Origin of the sequence: Mycobacterium sp., from assembly GCF_004298145.1 — a bacterium.
GTDB lineage: Bacteria > Actinomycetota > Actinomycetes > Mycobacteriales > Mycobacteriaceae > Mycobacterium.
In genome coordinates this window covers 93,607-112,186 of the sequence record NZ_SCRH01000030.1, presented here as the reverse complement: position 1 = coordinate 112,186, position 18,580 = coordinate 93,607, and the positions used below count along the sequence as shown (strand labels likewise).

At 67.7% G+C, this 18,580-nt stretch carries 21 protein-coding genes; 7 read left to right on the top strand and 14 right to left on the bottom strand.

Features of this window, described 5'->3' with window-relative positions; all coding sequences use genetic code 11:
* Positions 1 to 10: 10 nt before the first annotated feature.
* The 5 genes from EPN51_RS10980 to EPN51_RS10960 all read right to left on the bottom strand — a co-directional run bounded on the left by EPN51_RS10980 (position 11) and on the right by EPN51_RS10960 (position 4,822).
* A complete protein-coding gene (locus tag EPN51_RS10980) occupies positions 11 to 979 on the bottom strand; it encodes a zinc-binding dehydrogenase (protein WP_293041939.1) in 969 nt (322 codons plus the stop codon).
* Position 980: 1 nt separating this feature from the next.
* Positions 981 to 2,201, bottom strand: a complete 1,221-nt coding sequence (locus EPN51_RS10975) for a cytochrome P450 (RefSeq protein WP_293041936.1) — start codon at positions 2,199 to 2,201, stop codon at positions 981 to 983.
* Positions 2,202 to 2,218: 17 nt separating this feature from the next.
* On the bottom strand, positions 2,219 to 2,923 hold the full coding sequence (locus tag EPN51_RS10970) for an NIPSNAP family protein (RefSeq protein WP_293041933.1): 705 nt from the start codon (positions 2,921 to 2,923) through the stop codon (positions 2,219 to 2,221).
* 4 nt (positions 2,924 to 2,927) lie between these two features.
* Positions 2,928 to 3,491, bottom strand: coding sequence for a hypothetical protein (locus tag EPN51_RS10965; RefSeq protein ID WP_293041930.1), 564 nt, complete (start codon positions 3,489 to 3,491; stop codon positions 2,928 to 2,930).
* 161 nt (positions 3,492 to 3,652) lie between these two features.
* Complete coding sequence (locus EPN51_RS10960) at positions 3,653 to 4,822, bottom strand: CoA transferase (RefSeq protein ID WP_293041928.1); 1,170 nt, start codon at positions 4,820 to 4,822, stop codon at positions 3,653 to 3,655.
* Positions 4,823 to 4,919: 97 nt separating this feature from the next.
* On the opposite strand from EPN51_RS10960, the gene EPN51_RS10955 reads away from it, so the two are divergent.
* Positions 4,920 to 5,612, top strand: coding sequence for a DUF427 domain-containing protein (locus tag EPN51_RS10955; RefSeq protein WP_293041925.1), 693 nt, complete (start codon positions 4,920 to 4,922; stop codon positions 5,610 to 5,612).
* Here EPN51_RS10955 and EPN51_RS10950 read toward each other — a convergent pair.
* From EPN51_RS10950 to EPN51_RS10940, 3 genes are read right to left on the bottom strand one after another with little or no spacing between them, the layout of a single operon-like run.
* On the bottom strand, positions 5,600 to 6,775 hold the full coding sequence (locus tag EPN51_RS10950) for an acyl-CoA dehydrogenase family protein (RefSeq protein WP_293041922.1): 1,176 nt from the start codon (positions 6,773 to 6,775) through the stop codon (positions 5,600 to 5,602). The genes EPN51_RS10955 and EPN51_RS10950 overlap by 13 nt on opposite strands.
* Complete coding sequence (locus tag EPN51_RS10945) at positions 6,776 to 7,696, bottom strand: LLM class F420-dependent oxidoreductase (RefSeq protein WP_293041919.1); 921 nt, start codon at positions 7,694 to 7,696, stop codon at positions 6,776 to 6,778.
* Between the two features lie 5 nt (positions 7,697 to 7,701).
* On the bottom strand, positions 7,702 to 8,592 hold the full coding sequence (locus EPN51_RS10940) for an acyl-CoA thioesterase domain-containing protein (protein WP_293041916.1): 891 nt from the start codon (positions 8,590 to 8,592) through the stop codon (positions 7,702 to 7,704).
* A 132-nt stretch (positions 8,593 to 8,724) separates the two neighbouring features.
* On the opposite strand from EPN51_RS10940, the gene EPN51_RS10935 reads away from it, so the two are divergent.
* The 4 genes from EPN51_RS10935 (at position 8,725) to EPN51_RS10920 (ending at position 11,530) form a co-directional block, all read left to right on the top strand.
* Positions 8,725 to 9,201, top strand: a complete 477-nt coding sequence (locus EPN51_RS10935; RefSeq protein ID WP_293041913.1) for an SRPBCC family protein — start codon at positions 8,725 to 8,727, stop codon at positions 9,199 to 9,201.
* A 72-nt stretch (positions 9,202 to 9,273) separates the two neighbouring features.
* Positions 9,274 to 10,101 (top strand): SMP-30/gluconolactonase/LRE family protein, encoded by an 828-nt coding sequence (locus EPN51_RS10930; protein ID WP_293041910.1) that lies wholly within the window; start codon positions 9,274 to 9,276, stop codon positions 10,099 to 10,101.
* Between the two features lie 19 nt (positions 10,102 to 10,120).
* Positions 10,121 to 10,942 carry a thioesterase family protein gene (locus EPN51_RS10925; protein ID WP_293041907.1) on the top strand — a complete coding sequence of 274 codons (822 nt, stop codon included), beginning with the start codon at positions 10,121 to 10,123 and terminating at the stop codon, positions 10,940 to 10,942.
* Between the two features lie 42 nt (positions 10,943 to 10,984).
* The gene (locus tag EPN51_RS10920; RefSeq protein ID WP_293041904.1) at positions 10,985 to 11,530 is read left to right on the top strand and encodes a TetR/AcrR family transcriptional regulator; all 546 of its coding nucleotides are present in this window, start codon (positions 10,985 to 10,987) and stop codon (positions 11,528 to 11,530) included.
* An 83-nt stretch (positions 11,531 to 11,613) separates the two neighbouring features.
* Here EPN51_RS10920 and EPN51_RS10915 read toward each other — a convergent pair whose 3' ends face one another.
* From EPN51_RS10915 to EPN51_RS10905, 3 genes are read right to left on the bottom strand one after another with little or no spacing between them, the layout of a single operon-like run.
* On the bottom strand, positions 11,614 to 12,963 hold the full coding sequence (locus tag EPN51_RS10915; protein WP_293041901.1) for an FAD-binding oxidoreductase: 1,350 nt from the start codon (positions 12,961 to 12,963) through the stop codon (positions 11,614 to 11,616).
* Positions 12,964 to 12,985: 22 nt separating this feature from the next.
* The gene (locus EPN51_RS10910; protein WP_293041898.1) at positions 12,986 to 13,735 is read right to left on the bottom strand and encodes a glucose 1-dehydrogenase; all 750 of its coding nucleotides are present in this window, start codon (positions 13,733 to 13,735) and stop codon (positions 12,986 to 12,988) included.
* 18 nt (positions 13,736 to 13,753) lie between these two features.
* Positions 13,754 to 14,866 carry a diacylglycerol kinase gene (locus EPN51_RS10905; protein WP_293041895.1) on the bottom strand — a complete coding sequence of 371 codons (1,113 nt, stop codon included), beginning with the start codon at positions 14,864 to 14,866 and terminating at the stop codon, positions 13,754 to 13,756.
* Positions 14,867 to 14,977: 111 nt separating this feature from the next.
* Here EPN51_RS10905 and EPN51_RS10900 point away from each other — a divergent pair, with 111 nt between their 5' ends.
* The gene (locus EPN51_RS10900) at positions 14,978 to 15,877 is read left to right on the top strand and encodes an alpha/beta fold hydrolase (protein ID WP_293041892.1); all 900 of its coding nucleotides are present in this window, start codon (positions 14,978 to 14,980) and stop codon (positions 15,875 to 15,877) included.
* Here the strand turns inward: EPN51_RS10900 and EPN51_RS10895 are convergent.
* The gene (locus EPN51_RS10895) at positions 15,874 to 16,509 is read right to left on the bottom strand and encodes a TetR/AcrR family transcriptional regulator (RefSeq protein ID WP_293041889.1); all 636 of its coding nucleotides are present in this window, start codon (positions 16,507 to 16,509) and stop codon (positions 15,874 to 15,876) included. The two genes, EPN51_RS10900 and EPN51_RS10895, sit on opposite strands and share 4 nt — an antisense overlap.
* A gap of 157 nt (positions 16,510 to 16,666) precedes the next feature.
* Between EPN51_RS10895 and EPN51_RS10890 the strand changes: the two genes are divergently transcribed.
* Positions 16,667 to 16,792, top strand: coding sequence for a hypothetical protein (locus EPN51_RS10890; protein WP_293041886.1), 126 nt, complete (start codon positions 16,667 to 16,669; stop codon positions 16,790 to 16,792).
* Positions 16,793 to 16,826: 34 nt separating this feature from the next.
* Here EPN51_RS10890 and EPN51_RS10885 read toward each other — a convergent pair whose 3' ends face one another.
* Complete coding sequence (locus tag EPN51_RS10885) at positions 16,827 to 18,251, bottom strand: NAD(P)(+) transhydrogenase (Re/Si-specific) subunit beta (RefSeq protein WP_293041883.1); 1,425 nt, start codon at positions 18,249 to 18,251, stop codon at positions 16,827 to 16,829.
* Positions 18,248 to 18,577 carry an NAD(P) transhydrogenase subunit alpha gene (locus EPN51_RS10880; protein WP_293041880.1) on the bottom strand — a complete coding sequence of 110 codons (330 nt, stop codon included), beginning with the start codon at positions 18,575 to 18,577 and terminating at the stop codon, positions 18,248 to 18,250. Before EPN51_RS10880 ends, EPN51_RS10885 begins: the two co-directional genes overlap by 4 nt.
* Positions 18,578 to 18,580: the final 3 nt, after the last annotated feature.

The following is an 18,580-nucleotide window of genomic DNA, read 5'->3' as shown; positions in this document are numbered from 1 at the left end:
GGTCGGTCCCTCACCCGGCGATCGCGATCTTGATGCGTTCGGCAACCGGTCGGCAGGCCAGCTCGAATGCGTCCTGCACCGCCTCGACACCGAACGTGTGGGTGAGGTAGGCACCGAGCAGGTAGGGATGCTCGGCGGTGAACTTGCTCGCGAGCTCCAGCATCCGCCGCCGGTCAAGCGTCACACCGGATTTCAGTGTCAGATTGTTGCGCAGCATGGCCCGCATGCTGATCGGATACATCTCGTCGTCGGCCACGCCGAAGTAGAAGACGGTGCCGCCGGGGGCGGTGGCGTCGATGGCGTGCGCCAAGGTGGCGACCTGGTGACCGACCGCCTCGATGACGACGTCGGCGCGATCCCCGGGCTCGAGCTGACTCGCCCAGCGGTCACTGGTGGCCCGCACCGGATCGTCGACGCCGAATGCCCTTGCCAGATCACGACGATCGATCGGGTCGATCCCGGTGACGCGCCGCGCACCGGCCGCCTTGGCGACATAGGAGAACAGCAGGCCGATCGATCCTTGGCCGATGATCGCGACGTGCCGGCCGGCCAAGTCACCCAGCTGCTCGCAGGCGTAGAGCACACAGGCCAGCGGTTGCAGCCCGATAGCCTGCGCCGGGGTCAGCGCCGGATCGTATGGCGCCAACCCGTCACCGTTGCTGACCACGCGTTCCATCATGCCGTCGAACTCGGACGCCCAGCCGACCACGAGGTCTCCGGGGCGGTGTGCGGGATGCCGGCTGGCGATCACCTCGCCGGCGACCTCATGGATGGGGAAGCCGTCTTTCTCGGGACCGCTGCGGCCGTCGTCACCCGGGAGTCGGCCCTTGGCCCCGCGAAACGCGGGCAGGTCGCTGCCACAGACGCCGGCGGCCGAAAACCGCAGCAGCACCTGCCCGTCGGTCAGGCATTCGGGTGTCTTGTCGGCGATCGTGGTCCGCTCGAACAGGTACGGGGCGATGATCCGGTAGGACCACACGTCAAACCTCCACCGGGATGTTGTTCCAACCCCATTGGAAGCTGGACGGCAGCCGGGTGGCGGTTTCGGCCTGGATCGCGTAGTCGGGCACCCGGCGCAGCCATTCGGCAAGCAGCACATCCATTTCCAGCCTCGCCAGGTGGTATCCGATGCAGAAGTGCTGGCCGCGGCCGAACGCCAGCGAGCGGCGGATGGGCCGGTCCCAGACGAATTCGTCGGGCTCGGGGTATTCCCGCTCGTCGCGGCTGGCCGACGCGAGCAGGGTGATGACGCGCTGGCCGGGGTTGATGGTTTGACCGTGAAGGTCGAAGGGCTTGCGCGCCGTTCGCGCGAACCACTGCGCAGGCGCGCAGTATCTGACTATCTCATCCCGGGCGACGGGCACGTTGCTCTCGGGATCGGCGCGGACGGCGGCCAGCTGGTCGGGTCGCTGACTGAGCTCCCACAGCCCGTGGGCGACGATTTTGGGCACCGTTTCGGTGCCCCCGATGAAGATGCACAGCATCTGGGTGGCGACTTCCATGTCGTCGAGGGCGCGGCCGTCGGGCAGGTGATAGCCGAGGAGGCCGTCGACCACGTCCAGTGGTGCCCCGGACTCTCCGGCGCGGCGGCGGGCGACCGCCGGCAGCAGAAACTCGAAGTAGTTGGGGCGCGCCTGCCCGGTGTCCACGCCGACGCCGGGCTGGGCGAGGCTGCCGGCATTGACCGCGGCGAGGACTTGCGGCGCGAGATCGGTTGGTATGCCCAGGAGTTCGCAGACGATGGCGGCTACCACGACGCCGCCGTAGTCCTGGGTCAGGTCGAATGAGCCGCGCGGCAGCAGCAGGTCGAGGCGTTCGTTGGCCAGCGCCCTGATCCTGCCCTCGAGGTCGGTGACCGAACGTGGCCGAAACGGCCGCGAGTGGGTGCGCCGGATCTCACCGTAGAGGTCCGCGTCGAACACGGCGTGGAACGGCAGCGGCTGCAGCGGCGGGTCGTCGACCGGCCCGGTGTTGTGTTGGGCCAGAACCGATGCCGCCGGCAACGTGCCCTCCGAGGCGACGAAGGTGCCGTTGTTGACTTCCAGCACTTTCCAGATGTCCTCGAAACGGGACAGCGCGAAGGTGTCCCACTGCGGCATGTAGTAGACCGGGTGGTGGTCGCGCAGGATTCGGTAGTAGGGCAAGGGGTTTGCCATCACCGCGTCGTCGAAGGGGTCGTAGCTGAAGTCGGTGTGGTTCATGGGTCTTTGGCGCTCGGTCACTGCAGCGGCGATGGCGGTAGGGCGGCCAGGATGGAATCTTCCCAGCCGTCACGCAGCGCGGGTGCCACGCTCATCCAGGTGATGATCTCGGCGGGCGGGCTCTCTTTCCACGAGGGGTAGTGCTCGGCGAAGCAGTCCCATCCCCCGTCCAACGCCCAGTAGTGGATGACTTCGTTGTAGCGGAAAGTGGTGGTGAACGAACCGAGCCAGCGCTTCCCGGTACGTTCCGACCACGGCACGTAGAGCCGCTCCAGCTCCCGGATGTAGTCGTCCTGGCGGCCCGGCTTGGTCTGCATGATCTCCTGGATCACCAGCGGCGCAGTGAAATTGGCCTCGCGCAGCTGGGCGAGCGTCCTGTTGCTGGGTCCGGCGTACATGATTCGCCCCTCGCCCGACGCGCCGACGTCGGCCAGAAACGCCGCCCAGTTACCGGCCGCGGCCTCGTGGCTGCCACCGCGAGCCTGAGCGGCGCCGATCCGGGCGTAGTCGGCGAACCCGTCGATCTCCCAGATCACCGTCACCTGCGGCCAGTGACCGTTGTACGGGGTGGATTCCCAGATCGCGAACAGCCGGGCGCCCAGTTGTTCCATCATCGGCTGATAGGTGTCGGCGAAGATCTCGGTGAAGGGGTCGCGTCGTCCGGATCCCAACGAGATCGTCTCGTGTAGGTAAAGCAGCGCGTGTTTGTGGTACTTCTTCATAGGCCTAGTCGAGCCGGATCAGCTCTGAGTCGGCCCCCGAACCCACGTCGCACAGCAGCTTCTCGGCGGGAGCGACGGCGGTATCCGAAATACCCTCTGCCGCAAGCGCATAACCCTTGAACGTGCGCGCGGCGCCGCTGAGCAGGTGTTGGGCGCGGGTGGTCGTACGGTTCACTTCCAGCGGCCACCCGTCACCCCACAACGCGACCTCCGTGAGCCGGTTGTCCAGCGATTCGAGCACGGCGGCACGCACCCGCGCGTAGGTGGTGAATGCCTCGGCGCTGACGGCCAGGCTTGTCGAGCCCGCCGCCAGCGCGGCGAGGGATGACTCGAGGTCCGATGCCCGCACGCCCAGGATCCGCAGCGACCGGGTGTCGCAGCCCTGCGGGAGCAACACGGTCACCTCCCAGCCGGCCATCGCACGGTCGTAGAGCCAACCGCCGGCCGATTGCACGACATCGACGGCGCTGGCCGCGACGACGTCCAGTCGATACCGCAGGCCCTCGCCGTTGGCCTGGGTTGCTCGGGCGGCGCTGCTCTTGCTGATGTCGAACGTTGGAGCGACCATCGATCCATTCCTCACCACTGCCCGCAACGACTCCGCTGGCGGGCCTCAAGCGCTTGTCATGGGCTTTCCCAAGGGCGTGTAGCCGCTGCACGCGTCGGGTGAAGCGACTCACCGCACAGCGTGACACTTCTGGCGAAATTTGTAAAGGTCCCGGCGGGCCGTCACGAACCGCGGCGCGCCTCGAGGTCGGCCAGGACCTCCTCGGTGTGCTGCCCGAGTTCTGGTGCCGCAGAACGCGGTGCCCAGGGGGTGCCGTGAAAATCCGCCGGGGTGGCCACCATCGGTACCGCGGCGTCCCCGTCGGGTACGTCGACAATGCCGCCCGCGGCGTGGAACTGCTCGTCGGCCACGACGTCCTCGAGCGTATTGACCGGTGACCAGAAGAAATCCGGTTCGCCGGCGAATACCTGCGCCCACTCGTCGAGCGGGCGTGTCGCGAAGATCTCATCGAGCGCAGCGATCAGCACCGCCGAGTTGACCGCGCGGGAGCGGGCATCGGCGAACCGGGGATCGTCGCGCCACTCGGGGCGGCCCACCGCGCGGCACAGCGCCGGCCAGTGCCGCTCGGGCTCCAGGCCCACGATCCAGAACCGCCGCCCGTCTTGGGCGGTGTAGTTGTTCATGCACGGGTTGCCCATGGAATCGCGTTGCCCGATCGCGATCGGCTGGCCGCTCATCAGATAGGTGTTCAGGTCGAAGCTGACGGTGTAGGCGCCCTGCCGGTACAGCGAGGTCGTCACCAGTTGGCCCGTTCCGGTGCGCTGGCGCGCGAGCAGTGCCGCGCAGACCGCCGCGGCCATCGTCATCCCGGCCGAGTGGTCGCCCATGCCGCCGCGCTGAAACGGCGGCGTCTCGCCGGGCCGGGTGAGCAGGTGGGCCACGCCGGCCCGGGACCAGAACGCGGCCACGTCGTAGGCGGCGCGATCGGCGTCCGGCCCGCTTTCGCCGTAGCCGGTGATCAGCCCGTAGACCAGGCGGGGGTTGGCCACCGACACCGATTCGAAGTCCAGCCCGAGTCGTTGCAGCGCGCCGGGACGCACATTGGTCAGGAAAACATCTGCGCCGGCGAGCAATTCGAACGCGGTGCCGCGACCCGCGTCGGTGCCCAGGTCCAGCACCACGCTGCGCTTGGACCGGTTGTCCATTTCGAACGGCGGGTTGAGACCGAGGTCGCATCCCAGCATCCGGCCGAACATGCGCGCCGGATCACCGGTCGGCGGCTCGATCTTGATCACGTCGGCGCCCCAGTCCGCCAGGATGCCGCCGGCGGCCGGTCCGGCCACCCACACCCCGAGCTCGACGACTTTGACGCCTTCCACCGGTCCCGCCATGGGTTTACCCTAGGCGCCGAGTGTGGGCGCTATGCACCGGAACTGCCCCAATTTGGTGCATAGGCCCCACGCCGGACGGCCTTCTAGGCTTGGCTTCATGAGTCTGGTAGCAGGAAGTGGTCCGCTCAGCAGCGATCCGGCGGGGCGCTTCTCGCCCGCGATACCCGGCGGCCTGGACATCGGGGTCTACGTCGAGCCGCATCCCCGGCGCGTGCAGGCGGTCAGGGACGGGCGGCGGGTGATCGACACCGAGCGGGCGCTGATGGTGCACCGACGGGGCCGACCGCTGTGCTACGTCTTCGCCGCCGACGACGTCGGCGACCTGCCGAGTGAGCCGGAGCCGGAGGCACCGGGTTTCGTTCACGTCCCGTGGGACGCCGTCGACACCTGGTTCGAGGAGGGCCGCAAACTCGTCCACTACCCACCCAATCCCTATCACCGCGTCGACTGCCGTCCGACACAACGCCGCCTGCGCGTCCGCGTCGCCGGCACCACGCTGGTCGACACGGACGACACGATGATTCTTTTCGAGACCGCGCTGGGGCCGAGGCTGTATGTCGACCCGGCACACGTGCGCACCGATCTGCTGCGGCAATCCGAGACGTCGAGCTACTGCAACTACAAAGGCTTTGCGACGTATTGGTCGTTCGCCTCGGGTGACCGCGTGGTGCAGGACGTCGCCTGGTGTTACCCCGATCCACCACCGGAAAGCCTGCCCATCAAGGGATTTCTGAGTTTCGACGACGCCCGCGTCGACGTGCTGGCCGAGCTGCCCGGTCAGCGGCCGTAGCTCGGACGCCCGAGCCCCAGCTCGTGCTGGGCGATCATGTTGCGGAACACCTCCATGGTGCCGCCGTAGATCCCGGCGGGCACGCCGTGGCGGAAGATGAACTCGATGGCACCGTCGTCCGCGGAACCCGTTGTGTCGGTGGGCAATGCCGATGCCACCCCTAGCATGTCCATCAATTCCGGCGAGACTTCACGCATTGTCTGGATGAGCGCCACGCGTCCGTACGTTCCGGGAGTCGACAGCGCCGCCTCGATGCGGGCCATGCCGCGGCCCAGCCGATATTTCGTCGACTCGTCGTCGATCGGGCGCCACCCGTTCGCGTCGGGCGTGGACAGGATCGCCGCGACTCCGTCGGCCGCCTCGGCCAGCAGGTGGCCGTGCTCTGATAGCATCGAAATATTCTGCAGGCCATGGTCTTCGATATCGGTGATGCCATGTTCGGCGTCGAGGGCGAACCGCATCACCGTCCAGCCACCGTTGACCTCACCGATCCGGTAGCGGTCATCGACCCGCACGTCGCTGTAATACACGATGTTGGTGCGGTCACCATCCAGCGTGCGGATGCCCTGGATCTCGATGCCCGCCGAATCCAGCGGCACCAGAAACATGGTCAGGTTTTTGTGCTTGCGTCCCTGCGGATCGGTGTTGGTGAGCAGGAAGACATACTTGGCGTTCTGCGCGTTCGAGGTGAACATCTTGGAGCCGTTAATGATCCATCCGTCACCGTCGCGCACGGCACGCGTCTTGCAGGTGGCGACGTCGGAGCCGCCCTCGGGCTCGGTGTAGCCCAGGCATAGCCGGATCTCACCGGACAGCACGCCCGGCAGCACCGCGTCGACGAGTTCGGCTGCCCCGAACCGCTGCACCAACCGCGCGACGACCGCCGTGGTGCCCCAGTGGAACCACGGGGCATGGGCGCGACCGATCTCGAGGTGGAAGATCCGGCGCCGCACCGGATCGAAGCCGCCTTCGGACTCCAGCCTCCAGTCCGACGCCAGATAACCCGCTTCGCCCAATGCCAAATGCACTTGCTCACTGAAGTTTTCACCGGTCTCACGATCGCGCCGCCGCACCTCGTCGGTGACATGTTCGGTGATGAACTCCCGGAACTGATCGTGGAAATCCTGGTCCTCGGGTGAGAGCGCCACACGGGAGAAGTCCATTCAGGCCGCGTCGATCACGAGGGTGCGGAAACGGTCGAGAGTCTCGAGTGCATGCGTCATGCTGTCGCCGGGTAGGTGGACACTGACCCAGGTGACGCCCAGCTTGGCCAGCTTGTCCAGGCCGTCCAGGTAGGCGTCGGCGTTGAACGCGTCATCGGCGGGACTGCCGCCCTCGAAGCTGGTGAAGGTTATATCCAATGCGGACCAGTCTTTTCCGATTCCCTCACAGCGGCGCCGCAGATCGTCGATGGCCACCGAGAGCTCCTCGGTGGAAGTGATGGCCGCGGTACCCGCCGTCTGGGCCAGTTGTGGCGGGGCGGGGAACGGGCACCAGCCGTCGCCGTATTGCGCGACCCGTTGCCGGGCGGTCGTGGTGTTGCCGCCGATCCAGATCGGCGGATGCGGGCGGCTGACGGGCCGGGGATGCGCGGTGATGCCGCGCGCGCTGAAATGCTTTCCCTCGAAGGTGATGTCGTCGCCGGTCCAGATCGCCCGGATTACCTGCAGGGATTCCTCGAAGAGCTCGGCGCGCTCGTCGTAGCTGACCCCCAGCGCCGCGAACTCGCGCTTGAGGTAGCCCAAACCGACCGCGAGCGTGAAACGGCCCCCGGAGAGCAGATCCAGGGTGGCGCCGGATTTGGCCACCACGAACGGGTTTCGGTACGGCAGCACCACGATGTTAGGGATCAGCCGCAGCGTGGTCGTCGCGGCCGCCGCGAAGCTCAAAGCGACAAAGGGATCCACCGCGTCGTGGCCGCCGGCCTCCAGCCAGCGCTGCGACGGTGCGGGATGGTCGGTGAAGCCGAAGCCGTGGATGCCGGCCGCCTCGGCGGCGGCGGCCACCTTTCCGATGCCGTCCCCACTCACCAGCTCCGGATTGTAGGGATAGCTGTGCATGGGGTGGGTGATGGTGAAGTACATGGCCGTCAGAAGCGTGCGCGGGAATCGATCGCGGTATCGCTGGTCCGCAGCGGGCGGATCAGCGCCTCCTGCGCGAAGGACGCCAGCAGCTCACCCTCCTCGGAGTGCACAGCCCCACGCACGTAGGACATTCCAGCGCCGACCTGAGTGCTCTCGTGCGTGTAGAGCAGCCACCCGTCCCAGCGCACCGGCTCGTGGAAGGCGACCGAGATGCTCATCGGTGCGGTGGACACGGTCAGGTGCGCCTGGGCGGTGCCGATGCCCGGGTGCGCGCGCATGGTGGTGGAGATGCCCAGGTGGCCGGTGAAGTACGCCAGCAGCGCCTTGGCCAGGTCGTCGCGGGTCGGGATCGGGTCGTAGTGCAGCCACGCGTAGAGCTCCGGCGGGCCGACCTCCTCGGGGCTGTTCACGTCGACGACGTCCACCAGGCGCAGCTCGCGTCCGACCATCGGCATCGGGGAGTGGTGCGCGTCGGCCGGCGCGGCGACGTCGGGCCGCGGCAAGTGGTGACGGATGACATCGGCGGTCGGGACATCGGCCAGCACCGTGATGCTCAGGCAGCGCCGGCCGTTCTGATGCACGGCGACGACGGCGGTCGCGGTGGACCGGCCCTCGGCCACGACGTCGAGCACCAGCTCGATCGACGGCCCGACGGTCACGGCACGGGAGAACACCGCGTGCGCCGAGCGCACCGACTTGTCCGGAAATCGTTTGGCCGCCGCGACAATCGCCTGGGCGAGCACCTGGGTGCCCTCCACCACCTGGCGTTCGTCGCCGGCGGCGATCCCGGTGTCACCGGTGAACCGGTCTTGCCCGTCGGCCCGCACGTCGAACAGGTCCAGCAGGCCCTGCACCGTCCACTCGGTCTGCTCGGATTCCTCGGAAGCTTTCGTCAAATCCGCTCCACCTCTCGCACTGACAGCACTCGGCTCAGCGTGACACTTTGAGTAGGATTTGTAAAGCTTGGCTAACAAGACCGCGGCCCAGCCGATGAACCCGCCAACGGAACACACAGGGAGACAACACCTTTGGGTATCGTGACCACCACTTCAGAGACCGCGTTCACGCAGTCCGCCGAGACCGTGTACGACTTCGTCACCAACCCGGCCAACTGGGCCAAGACCTACCCCGGCAGCGCGCACATCGGCGGCTTGCCGGAGCTGCCCCTCAAGGTCGGTGACACCTGGGAGGAAGCGGGACCCGACGGCAACCGGATCTTCAGCTGGCAGCTGGCCGCCGCCGTGCGCCCGACCCTGTTCGTGTTCACCTCGATCGGCCGCCTGGGCCATGATCGCGACGGGAACGGCGGGATGGAGGGCCGGATCACCGTGTCCTACCACTTCACCAGGCCGGGCCAGGACGTCACGCTGTTCTCCCGGACCATGACGATCGAGGCGTACCGGCATGCGCCCCTGCCCGATCAGCTATTCATCCAGGCCAACCCGGCGAGGATCGACGCGTACCACGAGGCCGTCGCGACCGAACTCGCCCGATCGGCAGATTGACACCGGCACCCGCGGTGCATGACACTTTTTCGGTGTTTTGTAAAGCGGAAGGTTGGCCAGAGGCATGAGCGGATGATTCCCGAGCCGCTGGCCAACGGGTTCTGCTTCGGCGAGGGGCCGCGCTGGTTCGAGGGCCTGCTGTGGTTCTCCGACATGCTGGGCGAAGCGGTCCACACCTCGACCATGGGCGGCGCGCTGACCACGCTGCCGCTGCCCGGGCACTCGCCGTCGGGTCTGGGCTTCCGTCCCGACGGGTCGCTGCTGATCGCTTCCACGGAGGACCGGCAGGTGCTGCGCTATGACGGCGAAACCGTCGTCACCATCGCCGATCTCGCCGACGTGGCGCCGGCCAACCTCGGTGACATGGTCATCGACCACGTGGGCCGGGCCTACATCGGATGCCAGGCGCTGCGCGGCGGCGTCATCATCCGCCTCGACCCCGACGACAACGCCACCGGGGCCACTATCGTGGCCGATGACCTCGACTTCCCCAACGGAATGGCGATCACCCCGGACCGCGGGACGCTGATCGTCGCCGAATCGACGGGCCGGCGGCTGAGCGCGTTTTCCATCGGCGATGACGGTGGACTGACCGACCGGCGGATCTTTGCCGAGGGACTGGACGGGCCGCCCGACGGCATCGCGCTGGACGCCGAAGGGGGCGTATGGGTGGCGATGACCCTGGCCCATCAGTTCGAGCGGATCGTGGCCGGCGGCGACGTGACGGACCGCATCGACATGGGCGACCGCATCGCCATCGCGTGCGCCCTCGGCGGCCCGCAGCGCCGCACGCTGTTTCTGTTGTCGAGCACCGAAGCGTATCCCCAGCGCCTGGTCGGCACCCGGCTTTCCCGGCTGGACGCCGTCACGGTGACCACTCCCGGCGCCGGCCTGCCCTGACACTCCGAAGAGGTTGACGATGACCGACGCCTACTACGAGCTGATCGACCCGGCCGACGCGCCGGGTGAGAAGTTCCGGGCGACCGATCTGGCGCGCGGCACCTGGTCGGCGGCGATCCAGCACGGCGGTCCGGTGTCGGCGTTGCTGGTGCGGGCGCTTCAGCGGTGCGAACAGCGCGACGACACGCGCCTGTCGAGGGTCGTCATCGACCTGCTGGGCGGGGTGCCGGCCGAGGGTGACCTCTGGGTGCGCTCCCACGTGCAGCGCCCCGGCAAGCAGATCGAACTCGTCAGCGCCGAGATGCTGGCCCCGGGCCCCGACGGCGGCGCCCGGCCGGTGGCGCGCGCCAGCGGCTGGCGGTTGCAGCACCAGGACACGCGGGTGCTGGCGCACGCGTCGGCCCCCCTGCCCCGTCCCCGAACCGAGGCCTACGACCGCAACCTCAAGGCGAGGGACTGGGACCGCAATTACGTGCACAGTCTCCAGTGGCTGTGGCTGACCGAGCCGCTCAGCGAAGGCCCCGGCGAATCGTGGATCAGCCCGACGGTCGATCTGGTCAACGGCGAGTCCATGACCCAGCTGGAACGGCTGTTCGCGGTGGCCGACTGCGCCAACGGCATCGGCAGCAAGCTCGACATCACCAAGTGGACGTTTCTCAACACCGATCTGGCCGTGCACGTATTTCGTGTCCCCGACGGAGAATGGATCGGGATCCGGGCGGAGACCAGCTACGGGCCGGACGGGATCGGGACGACGATCGGAACATTGTTCGACGAGCAGGGCGCGGTCGGCGCCATCCAGCAGTCGGTGCTGGTGCGCCGGCGCCCCCCTCGGGCCTAACGTGGAGGCGAAAACCATGACACACCTCGTAAAGCGTGCATCATGAGCCAGCCGGCCCGGGCGGCGACGATCGCCGACACCGACACCTCGACCCGTCAGCGCATCCTGGCGGCCACCGCCGAGGTGCTCGGCCGAAACGGCAAGACCAAGCTCAGCCTGTCCGACGTGGCCACCCAGGCGGGCGTCTCCCGCCCGACGCTGTACCGCTGGTTCGCCTCCAAAGAGGAGTTGCTGTCGGCGTTTTCGAGCTACGAGCGACAGATCTTCGAAAGCGGCCTGATCAAGGCCACCGCGGGCCTCAAGGGCGTGGACAAGCTGGACGCCGTGCTGCGCTTCATCGTCGATTACCAGCATTCGTACTCCGGGGTGCGCATGGTCGACGTCGAGCCCGAGCACACCATCGCCCAGTTCTCCTGGGTCATCCCGCAGATGCGCGAAGGCCTGCAACGGCACCTCCCCGGACCCAACGCCGCGGTGAAAGCGGCGACGGTGATCCGGATCGCGATCTCGCACTACATCGTGCGCAGCGACGACGCCGAACAGTTCCTGGCGCAGCTGAGGCACGCGGTCGGCATCAAGGGCAGTTGAGCGGATCTCCCGCGAGAGTGCAACGGGCGACGCATTTCCCGAGTAGCAGCGTCGGTACTTGCACTCTCGCGGCGAATGCGTGATCAGTCGAACAACACCGCGGCGTTGAGATAGCCCGTCGGATCCAGCGCGGCCTTGAGCGTCCGCATCGCGGCGATGTCGGCGGGCTCGCGTGACATGCCGAGGTAGGGCCGCTTGCGGCTGCCGACGCCGTGCTCGGAGCTGACATTGCCGCCCGATCGCGCGATGAGTTCCATCATCGGCTCGTAGAGGTCGCGCTCCCGGTCGGCAGGGCAACGCAACACGTTCAGATGCAGGTTGCCCTCACCGACATGTCCGAACAGCACCGGCAGCGCCTCGGGGGCGTGGGTGCCGACCAAATCGACTGCGTGTCTTTCGAATTCGCCGATCGTCGACAACGGCAGCGAGACGTCGAACTTCAGCGGTGGCCCGTACACACCGAGCACCTCGGCGAGTGATTCGCGGACCTGCCAAAGCCGTTGCTGCGCGGCAAGATCCACACCCACCGCCGGCTCGCCGCACATCGGCACGTCCTCGAGCAGACCGGCGAGGCGCTCGGTCTGGTCATGATCGGCGGCCAACTCCACCAGCAACAGCCAGTCGCCGGTGACCGGGGCCCCCACCCCGCGATGCTCGCGGGTCAGCGCGGCGGCCCGGCCGTCGATCAATTCCAGGGCCGCGATGCCGTCCACGTCGCGAAAGACCCGGCCGGCGGCCACCAGCGCGTCCAGATCGGCGAACCCGCAGATCGCCGTCACCCGGTGCGGGGGGATGGCGTGCAGCCGCAGGTCCAGCCCGGTGATGACGCCCAGCGTCCCTTCGGCGCCCACGAACAGCGCCGGAAGGTCGTAGCCGGTGTTGTCCCTGCGCACCCGGCTGTGCCGACGCAGCAGCGAGCCGTCGGGCAGCGCGACCTGCACGCCGATGACCTGCTCGCCCATGTTGCCGTAGCGGACGGTGCGCAGGCCGCCGGCGTTGGTCGACGCCATGCCGCCGACGGTCGCGGTGTCGCGGGCGGCCAGATCCACGCCGAACACCAGGCCGGCCGCGGCTGCGGTCTGTTGCACCGCGGCCAGGGTGGCTCCGGCACCGACCTCGATGCGGCTCTCGACGGTGTCGACGCCCCCGATGGAGTGCAGCCGTTCGGTGGACAACAGCACGTCGTCGTGTTCGGGGACGGTGCCGGCCACCAGCGAGGTCCGGCCGCCCTGCACCGTCACGTGCGCGCCGGCATCGCGGCACACCCGCAGCACCTGGGCGACCTGCTCGGCCGAGCCGGGTCGCACCAGCGCGCTGGCCCGCCCGCGATAACGGCCGGTGTGGTCGACGCTGCGCGCCGCCAGCACGTCGGGGTCGGTGACGACGTGGTTGGATCCGACGATCCTTTTCAGGTCGCCAAGACTGCCTGGCATATTCGCGGTTATAGCACCGGCTCTAGAACTGTTTGTGCGGCACGTCGGTGACCAGGCCGCCGTCCATGACGAACTCGCTGCCGGTGGCATACGACGATTCGTCGCTGGCCAGGAACAGGATGAAGGTCGACACCTCCCGCGACTCGGCCGGGCGGCCGAGCGGAATGGTCACCATGTCCTCGGGCAGGTGCTGGGTCATCGGGGTGCGGATGAAGCCGGGGTGCACGGAGTTGACCCGGATGTTGTGCGGCGCCAGCTCCAACGCCGCGGACTTGGCCAGCCCGCGCACCCCCCACTTGGAGGCGACGTACGGGTGCACCATCGGCGCGCCGCGCAGGCCCTCGATGGAGGACACGTTGATGATCGAGCCGCCCCCGGCCGCGATCATCGGCTCGACGGCCACCCGCATGCCCAGGAACGTCCCGGTCAGGTTGACGTCAATCACCTTCTGCCACTTGGCCAGATCGAAGCTCTTCAGCGGGCCCAGCGCGACGGTTCCCGCGTTGTTGACCAACACGTTGAGCTTGCCGAATTCGCCGACCGCCGTCTCGACGGCGGCGTCCCACTGGTCGGGTTGGGTGACGTCGAGGTGGACGTAGCGCACCGCGTCACCGATCGCATTGATTTCAGCGGCCACGGCTTCTCCCTCGTCGTCGAGGATGTCGCCGATCACCACCTTGGCACCCTCGGCCGCCAGCAGCCGCGCATGCTCGGCGCCCATCCCCCGAGCGCCGCCACTGATGAGTGCAACCTTGCCGTCTACCCGTCCCACGTAGGGGCTCCTTTCGATTTAAGTGGTCACCAAAGTGCTTGGTGCGTAAAGGCCTTTGCCGGTGACCAGCGGGAGATCGAGCGTGGTCCGGATGCCGGGCGGCGCCGCGATCACCGCCGGGATGGCGTTGACGACGCGACCCGCGGCGCCCGCGATCGCGGCGTGGTTGTGGTCGCCCTTGCGGCTGCTCGGGATGATGTCGACCGCGTACGACGGCTCGCCGGTGATCTCGACGCGGTACGAACCGTCGCCCCCGGCGGGCTGGGGCAGGTCGGGCCGCAGGTCGGGCCGCAACCGGGTGACATGCTCGATGACGATGGCGGGGTGGCCCTTGACCATGCCGCGAATCTCGAACTGCAGCACGGCCACGGTCCCCTTGGCGACGCGGCCGACCGCGATATCGAAGTCCTCCGGCGCCGGCTCGCGCTGGTAGGACTCGGTGATCTCGTCGACCTCGATGCCCAGGCCGGCCGCCAGCTGACGGATGGCGGTTCCCCAGGCGATGCCGAGGATGCCCGGCTGCAGCAGCATCGGGATCTCGTCCATGGGCTTGGCGAATCCCATGTAGTCCATGACCTCGGTCCCGTTGTACGACGCGTAATCGTGAATCTCCATGCAGCGCACCTGCTCGATGCGCTGACACGTCCCGGCGAGCGCGAACGGAATCAGGTCGTTCGCGAACCCCGGGTCGACACCGCTGATGAAGATGCTCGAATTACCTTGCTTGGCAGCTTCTTCCACGCGGGCGATGTATTTGTCGGGCATCACGCCCCACGGGTACTGCAGCAGCCCCGGCGACGAGCCGACGACGTTGATGCCGGCGGCCAGGATGCGCATGACGTCGGCCATCGCGTCGGGCAGCCGGGTGTCGCCCATCGCGCAGTAGACGACGCACTCGGGCTTGGCGGCGATGATGGCGTCCAGGTCGTCGACGGCCGTGACGCCGGTGGCTCTTCCGTCGTTCACTGCGGCGTCCAGGCCGACGCCGCACAGTTCCCCGGCGTCCTTACCCACCTTTTCCGGGGTTGAGACACACACCCCGGTCAGCTCGAACTGCGGGTTGGTGATGAGTTCGGCGAGGGCAAGCCCACCGACATTTCCGGTACCGACGTGCGCGACGCGGATCGCCATGAGAATCTCCGTCCGTTGAGCGCTCAAAACTTTTCTAGACACTAGTCCATTAATTTGGGCGCGCATACCTGCCGGACTCGTGGTGATCCGCGGGGGCAGAATCAACCGCTGATGACACAACGCGAAGACCTTCGGTTCCCGTCCGGCGACGACCTGATCAGCGCCTGGCTCTACCGCCCGCCGGGCGGCGGGCCCTCGCCGCTGCTGGTGATGGCGCACGGCCTGGGCGCGGTGCGCAGCATGCGGCTGGACGCCTACGCCGAACGCTTCAGTGCCGCCGGCTATGCCTGCCTGGTGTTCGACTACCGCAATTTCGGCGACAGCGCGGGCCGGCCGCGTCAGGTCCTCGACATCGGCATGCAGCTTGCCGACTGGGCTGCCGCCGTCTCCTACGCCCGCACCCTCCCGGGGATCGACCCCGACCGGATCGGGTTGTGGGGCACCTCTTTTGGTGGCGGTCACGTGATCGCCACCGCGGCGCGGTTACCGGGTATCGCCGCGGCCGTCGCCCAGTGCCCCTTCACCGACGGCATCGCGTCGGCGCGCACCGTCACCAACCCGTTGATCACCGCGCGCATCGCCGCGCGGGCGGTGCGCGACGTGCTCGCAAGTCGGCTGGGCAAGCCACCGGTGATGGTCGCAACGGCGGGCCGGCCCGGCGAGGTCGCGTTGATGAACACACCCGACGCGTATTCGGGCTACCTGCGGCTGGTGCCCGATGGCGTCGAACTGCGCAATGAGGTCGCCGCCCGAATCGCGTTGCACGTCTTCACCTATCGCCCGGGACGCCTGACGCCGAGGATCACCTGCCCGATCCTGTTCTGCGTGTGCGAAGCCGACTCGGTGGCTCCCGCGGCGGCGACGCTGCACTACGCGGCAAAAGCGCCCCGCGGTGAGGTCAAGCTGTACCCCGAGGGCCATTTCGCGATCTACGTCGACGACGCATTCGAGCGTGCGGTCACCGACCAGCTCGCATTCCTCGACAAGCACCTCAAGGGTGCGCGCGCCTAGGGTCCCAGCGGCGACGTCGTGCGGATCGCCTCGTCGCGGATCAGTCCGCGCAGCAGCGCGGTGCTGAACTCGGCCGCGATCTCCTTGGCCGAGCGTCGTCCGCTGGGCCGCAGCCAGCGGTAGCTGCCCAGCGTCATGCCGATGTAGCCCAGCGCCAGCACATGCGAGTCGCACGGGTAGAACTCGCCGCTGGCGATCCCGCGGTCGATGAGGCCGTGCACGTGGTGGTAAACCTGGACTTCCTTCTCGCGGACCTCGGCGACCTGCTCGCTGGTGAACCACTCGGTGATGTAGGGCGCCTCCTGGAAGTACACGGCGGCCCGCTCGGGATCGCTGGCGATGCCGGTGAGCAGCCGGACCGTGTACTGGTAGAGCGCCTCGCGCGCCGTCCAGGACGGGTCGTCGTGGACGGCGGCCAGCGTGCCCTCGGCGGCCTGGCGGTAGATGTCGTACAGAATCAGCGCCTTGCTGGCGTAGTAGTGATAGACCGTCGCCTTGTTGAGGCCGATCACGTCGGCCACATCGTCCATCCGCGTGCCGTGATAGCCGCGCGCCGCGAAGAGCTTGGTGGCAACGGCCAGCAACTCTTCGCGCCGCGTTTGCCCATTGGGTGTGACGCTGTCGGTGGGCATCTGTTCTCACTATCGTCGGTATGGGCAGGCCAGGCCCGGTTCGGCCAAGAATAACTATCAATCAACTGGTTGGACAGTTTATGCAAAAACGCCGGGTGTCACGTCGACGGCCGTGCGACTAGACTGCTGATCGAACGAGATTCGAGAGGTGGGGCCGATGGATCCGAGTCCGAGCTACGACGCAAGCGACGAGATCGAGTTCTTCATGCGGTACTTCACCTGGGGTTTGCGCGGCGTCACCGACGGCAACGGATACCCGCCGCCGGCCTACCCCCCCGTTTAGGCACCCGGCGCGCAGGCGCCGCCGGCCTACCGAGCTATAGCGCTTTGAGTTCCTCGGCGACCTCGGTCACCGATTTCTTCGCGTCGCCGAACAGCATGCTGGTGCCCTCGCCGTAGAACAGCGGGTTGTCGATGCCCGCGAACCCGGAGTTCATCGACCGCTTCAGCACGATCACCGAGCGCGCCTTGTCCACGTTGAGGATCGGCATGCCGTAAATCGGGCTGGACGCGTCGTTGCGGGCCGCCGGGTTGGTGACGTCGTTGGCGCCGATGACGATCGCGACGTCGGTGCGCGCGAACTCGTCGTTGATGTCGTCCATGTCCTTCATGGCGTCGTAGTCGACCTCGGCCTCGGCCAGCAACACGTTCATGTGCCCGGGCATGCGGCCGGCGACCGGGTGGATCGCGTACTTCACCGTCACGCCCTTGTCCTCGAGCAGCGCGGCCATGTCCTTGACGGCGTGCTGCGCCTGCGCGACGGCCAGGCCGTAGCCGGGCACCACGATCACCTGGTTGGCGTAGGCCATCTGGATCGCCGCGTCGGCCGCCGAGGTGGCCTTGACGTGCTTGTCGCCACCGCCGCCGCCGCTGGGGGCGACCCCTCCGCCGCCGAAGCCGCCGGCCACGATCGCCGGGATCGAGCGGTTCATCGCCTTGGCCATCAGGTTGGTCAGGATCGAGCCGGACGCGCCGACGATCATGCCCGCCACGATCATCGCGGTGTTGTTCAGCGCCAAACCGGCGGCCGCGGCCGACAACCCGGTCATCGCGTTGAGCAGCGAGATGACGACCGGCATGTCCGCGCCGCCGATGGGCAGCACCACCATCAGGCCCAGCACGCCCGCCGCGGCGAGCAGCCCGATCATCCACCACAGCGACGTTCCGCCGGTGCCGGGATGGGCGTGCACGCCGATCACCACCGCCGCGGCCACCGCGGCCCCCAGCAGCAGCAGGTTGACCGGCTGCTGGGCCCTGCCGAAGCCGATCGGCCGGCCGGAGATGATCTCCTGCAGCTTGCCGAACGCGATGATCGACCCCCAGAACGAGATCGACCCGATGATCGCGGCGAACAGCGACGCCACCACGATGTGCACGGTCGGTGACTCGCCGTGCTGGAACGCCGAAAAGCCCTTCGTCTCAATGAATTCCGACAGCGCGATCAGCGCGACCGTGCCACCGCCGACGCCGTTGAAGAACGCCACCAGCTGCGGCATCGCCGTCATCTTGGTGTAGCGCGCCGGCGGGACACCGAGCACCACCCCCACCACCAGACCGGCGATGATCAGCACCCATTGGTCGGTGTGGCGGATCTTGATCAGCGTCGCAACCACCGCCAGCGCCATACCCACCGCCGCGATCAGGTTGCCCCGCACCGCCGTTTTGGGCCCGGTCAGGCCCATCAAGCCGTAGATGAAGAGGCCGAAAGAAATGATGTAGAGGCCGATCACCAAGTAGTTCATTTGGCCGCCGGCTCCTCGCTGTTGGCAGTGACCGGTTTCTTCTTGCCCTTGAACATGCCCAGCATCCGGTCGGTGACGATGAACCCGCCGATGACGTTCAGGGTGCCGAACACCACCGCGACGAACAGGATGATCTGCAGCGCCAACGAGGGATGCTCGACGGAGCCGAACACCACCAGTGCGCCCAGCACCACGATGCCGTGAATGGCGTTGGTGCCCGACATCAGCGGCGTGTGCAGGGTGTTGGGCACCTTGGAAATGACCGCGAACCCGACGAATCCGGAGAGCACCAGGATCGCCAGGTTGGCCAATAGCTCGTCGTACATGTA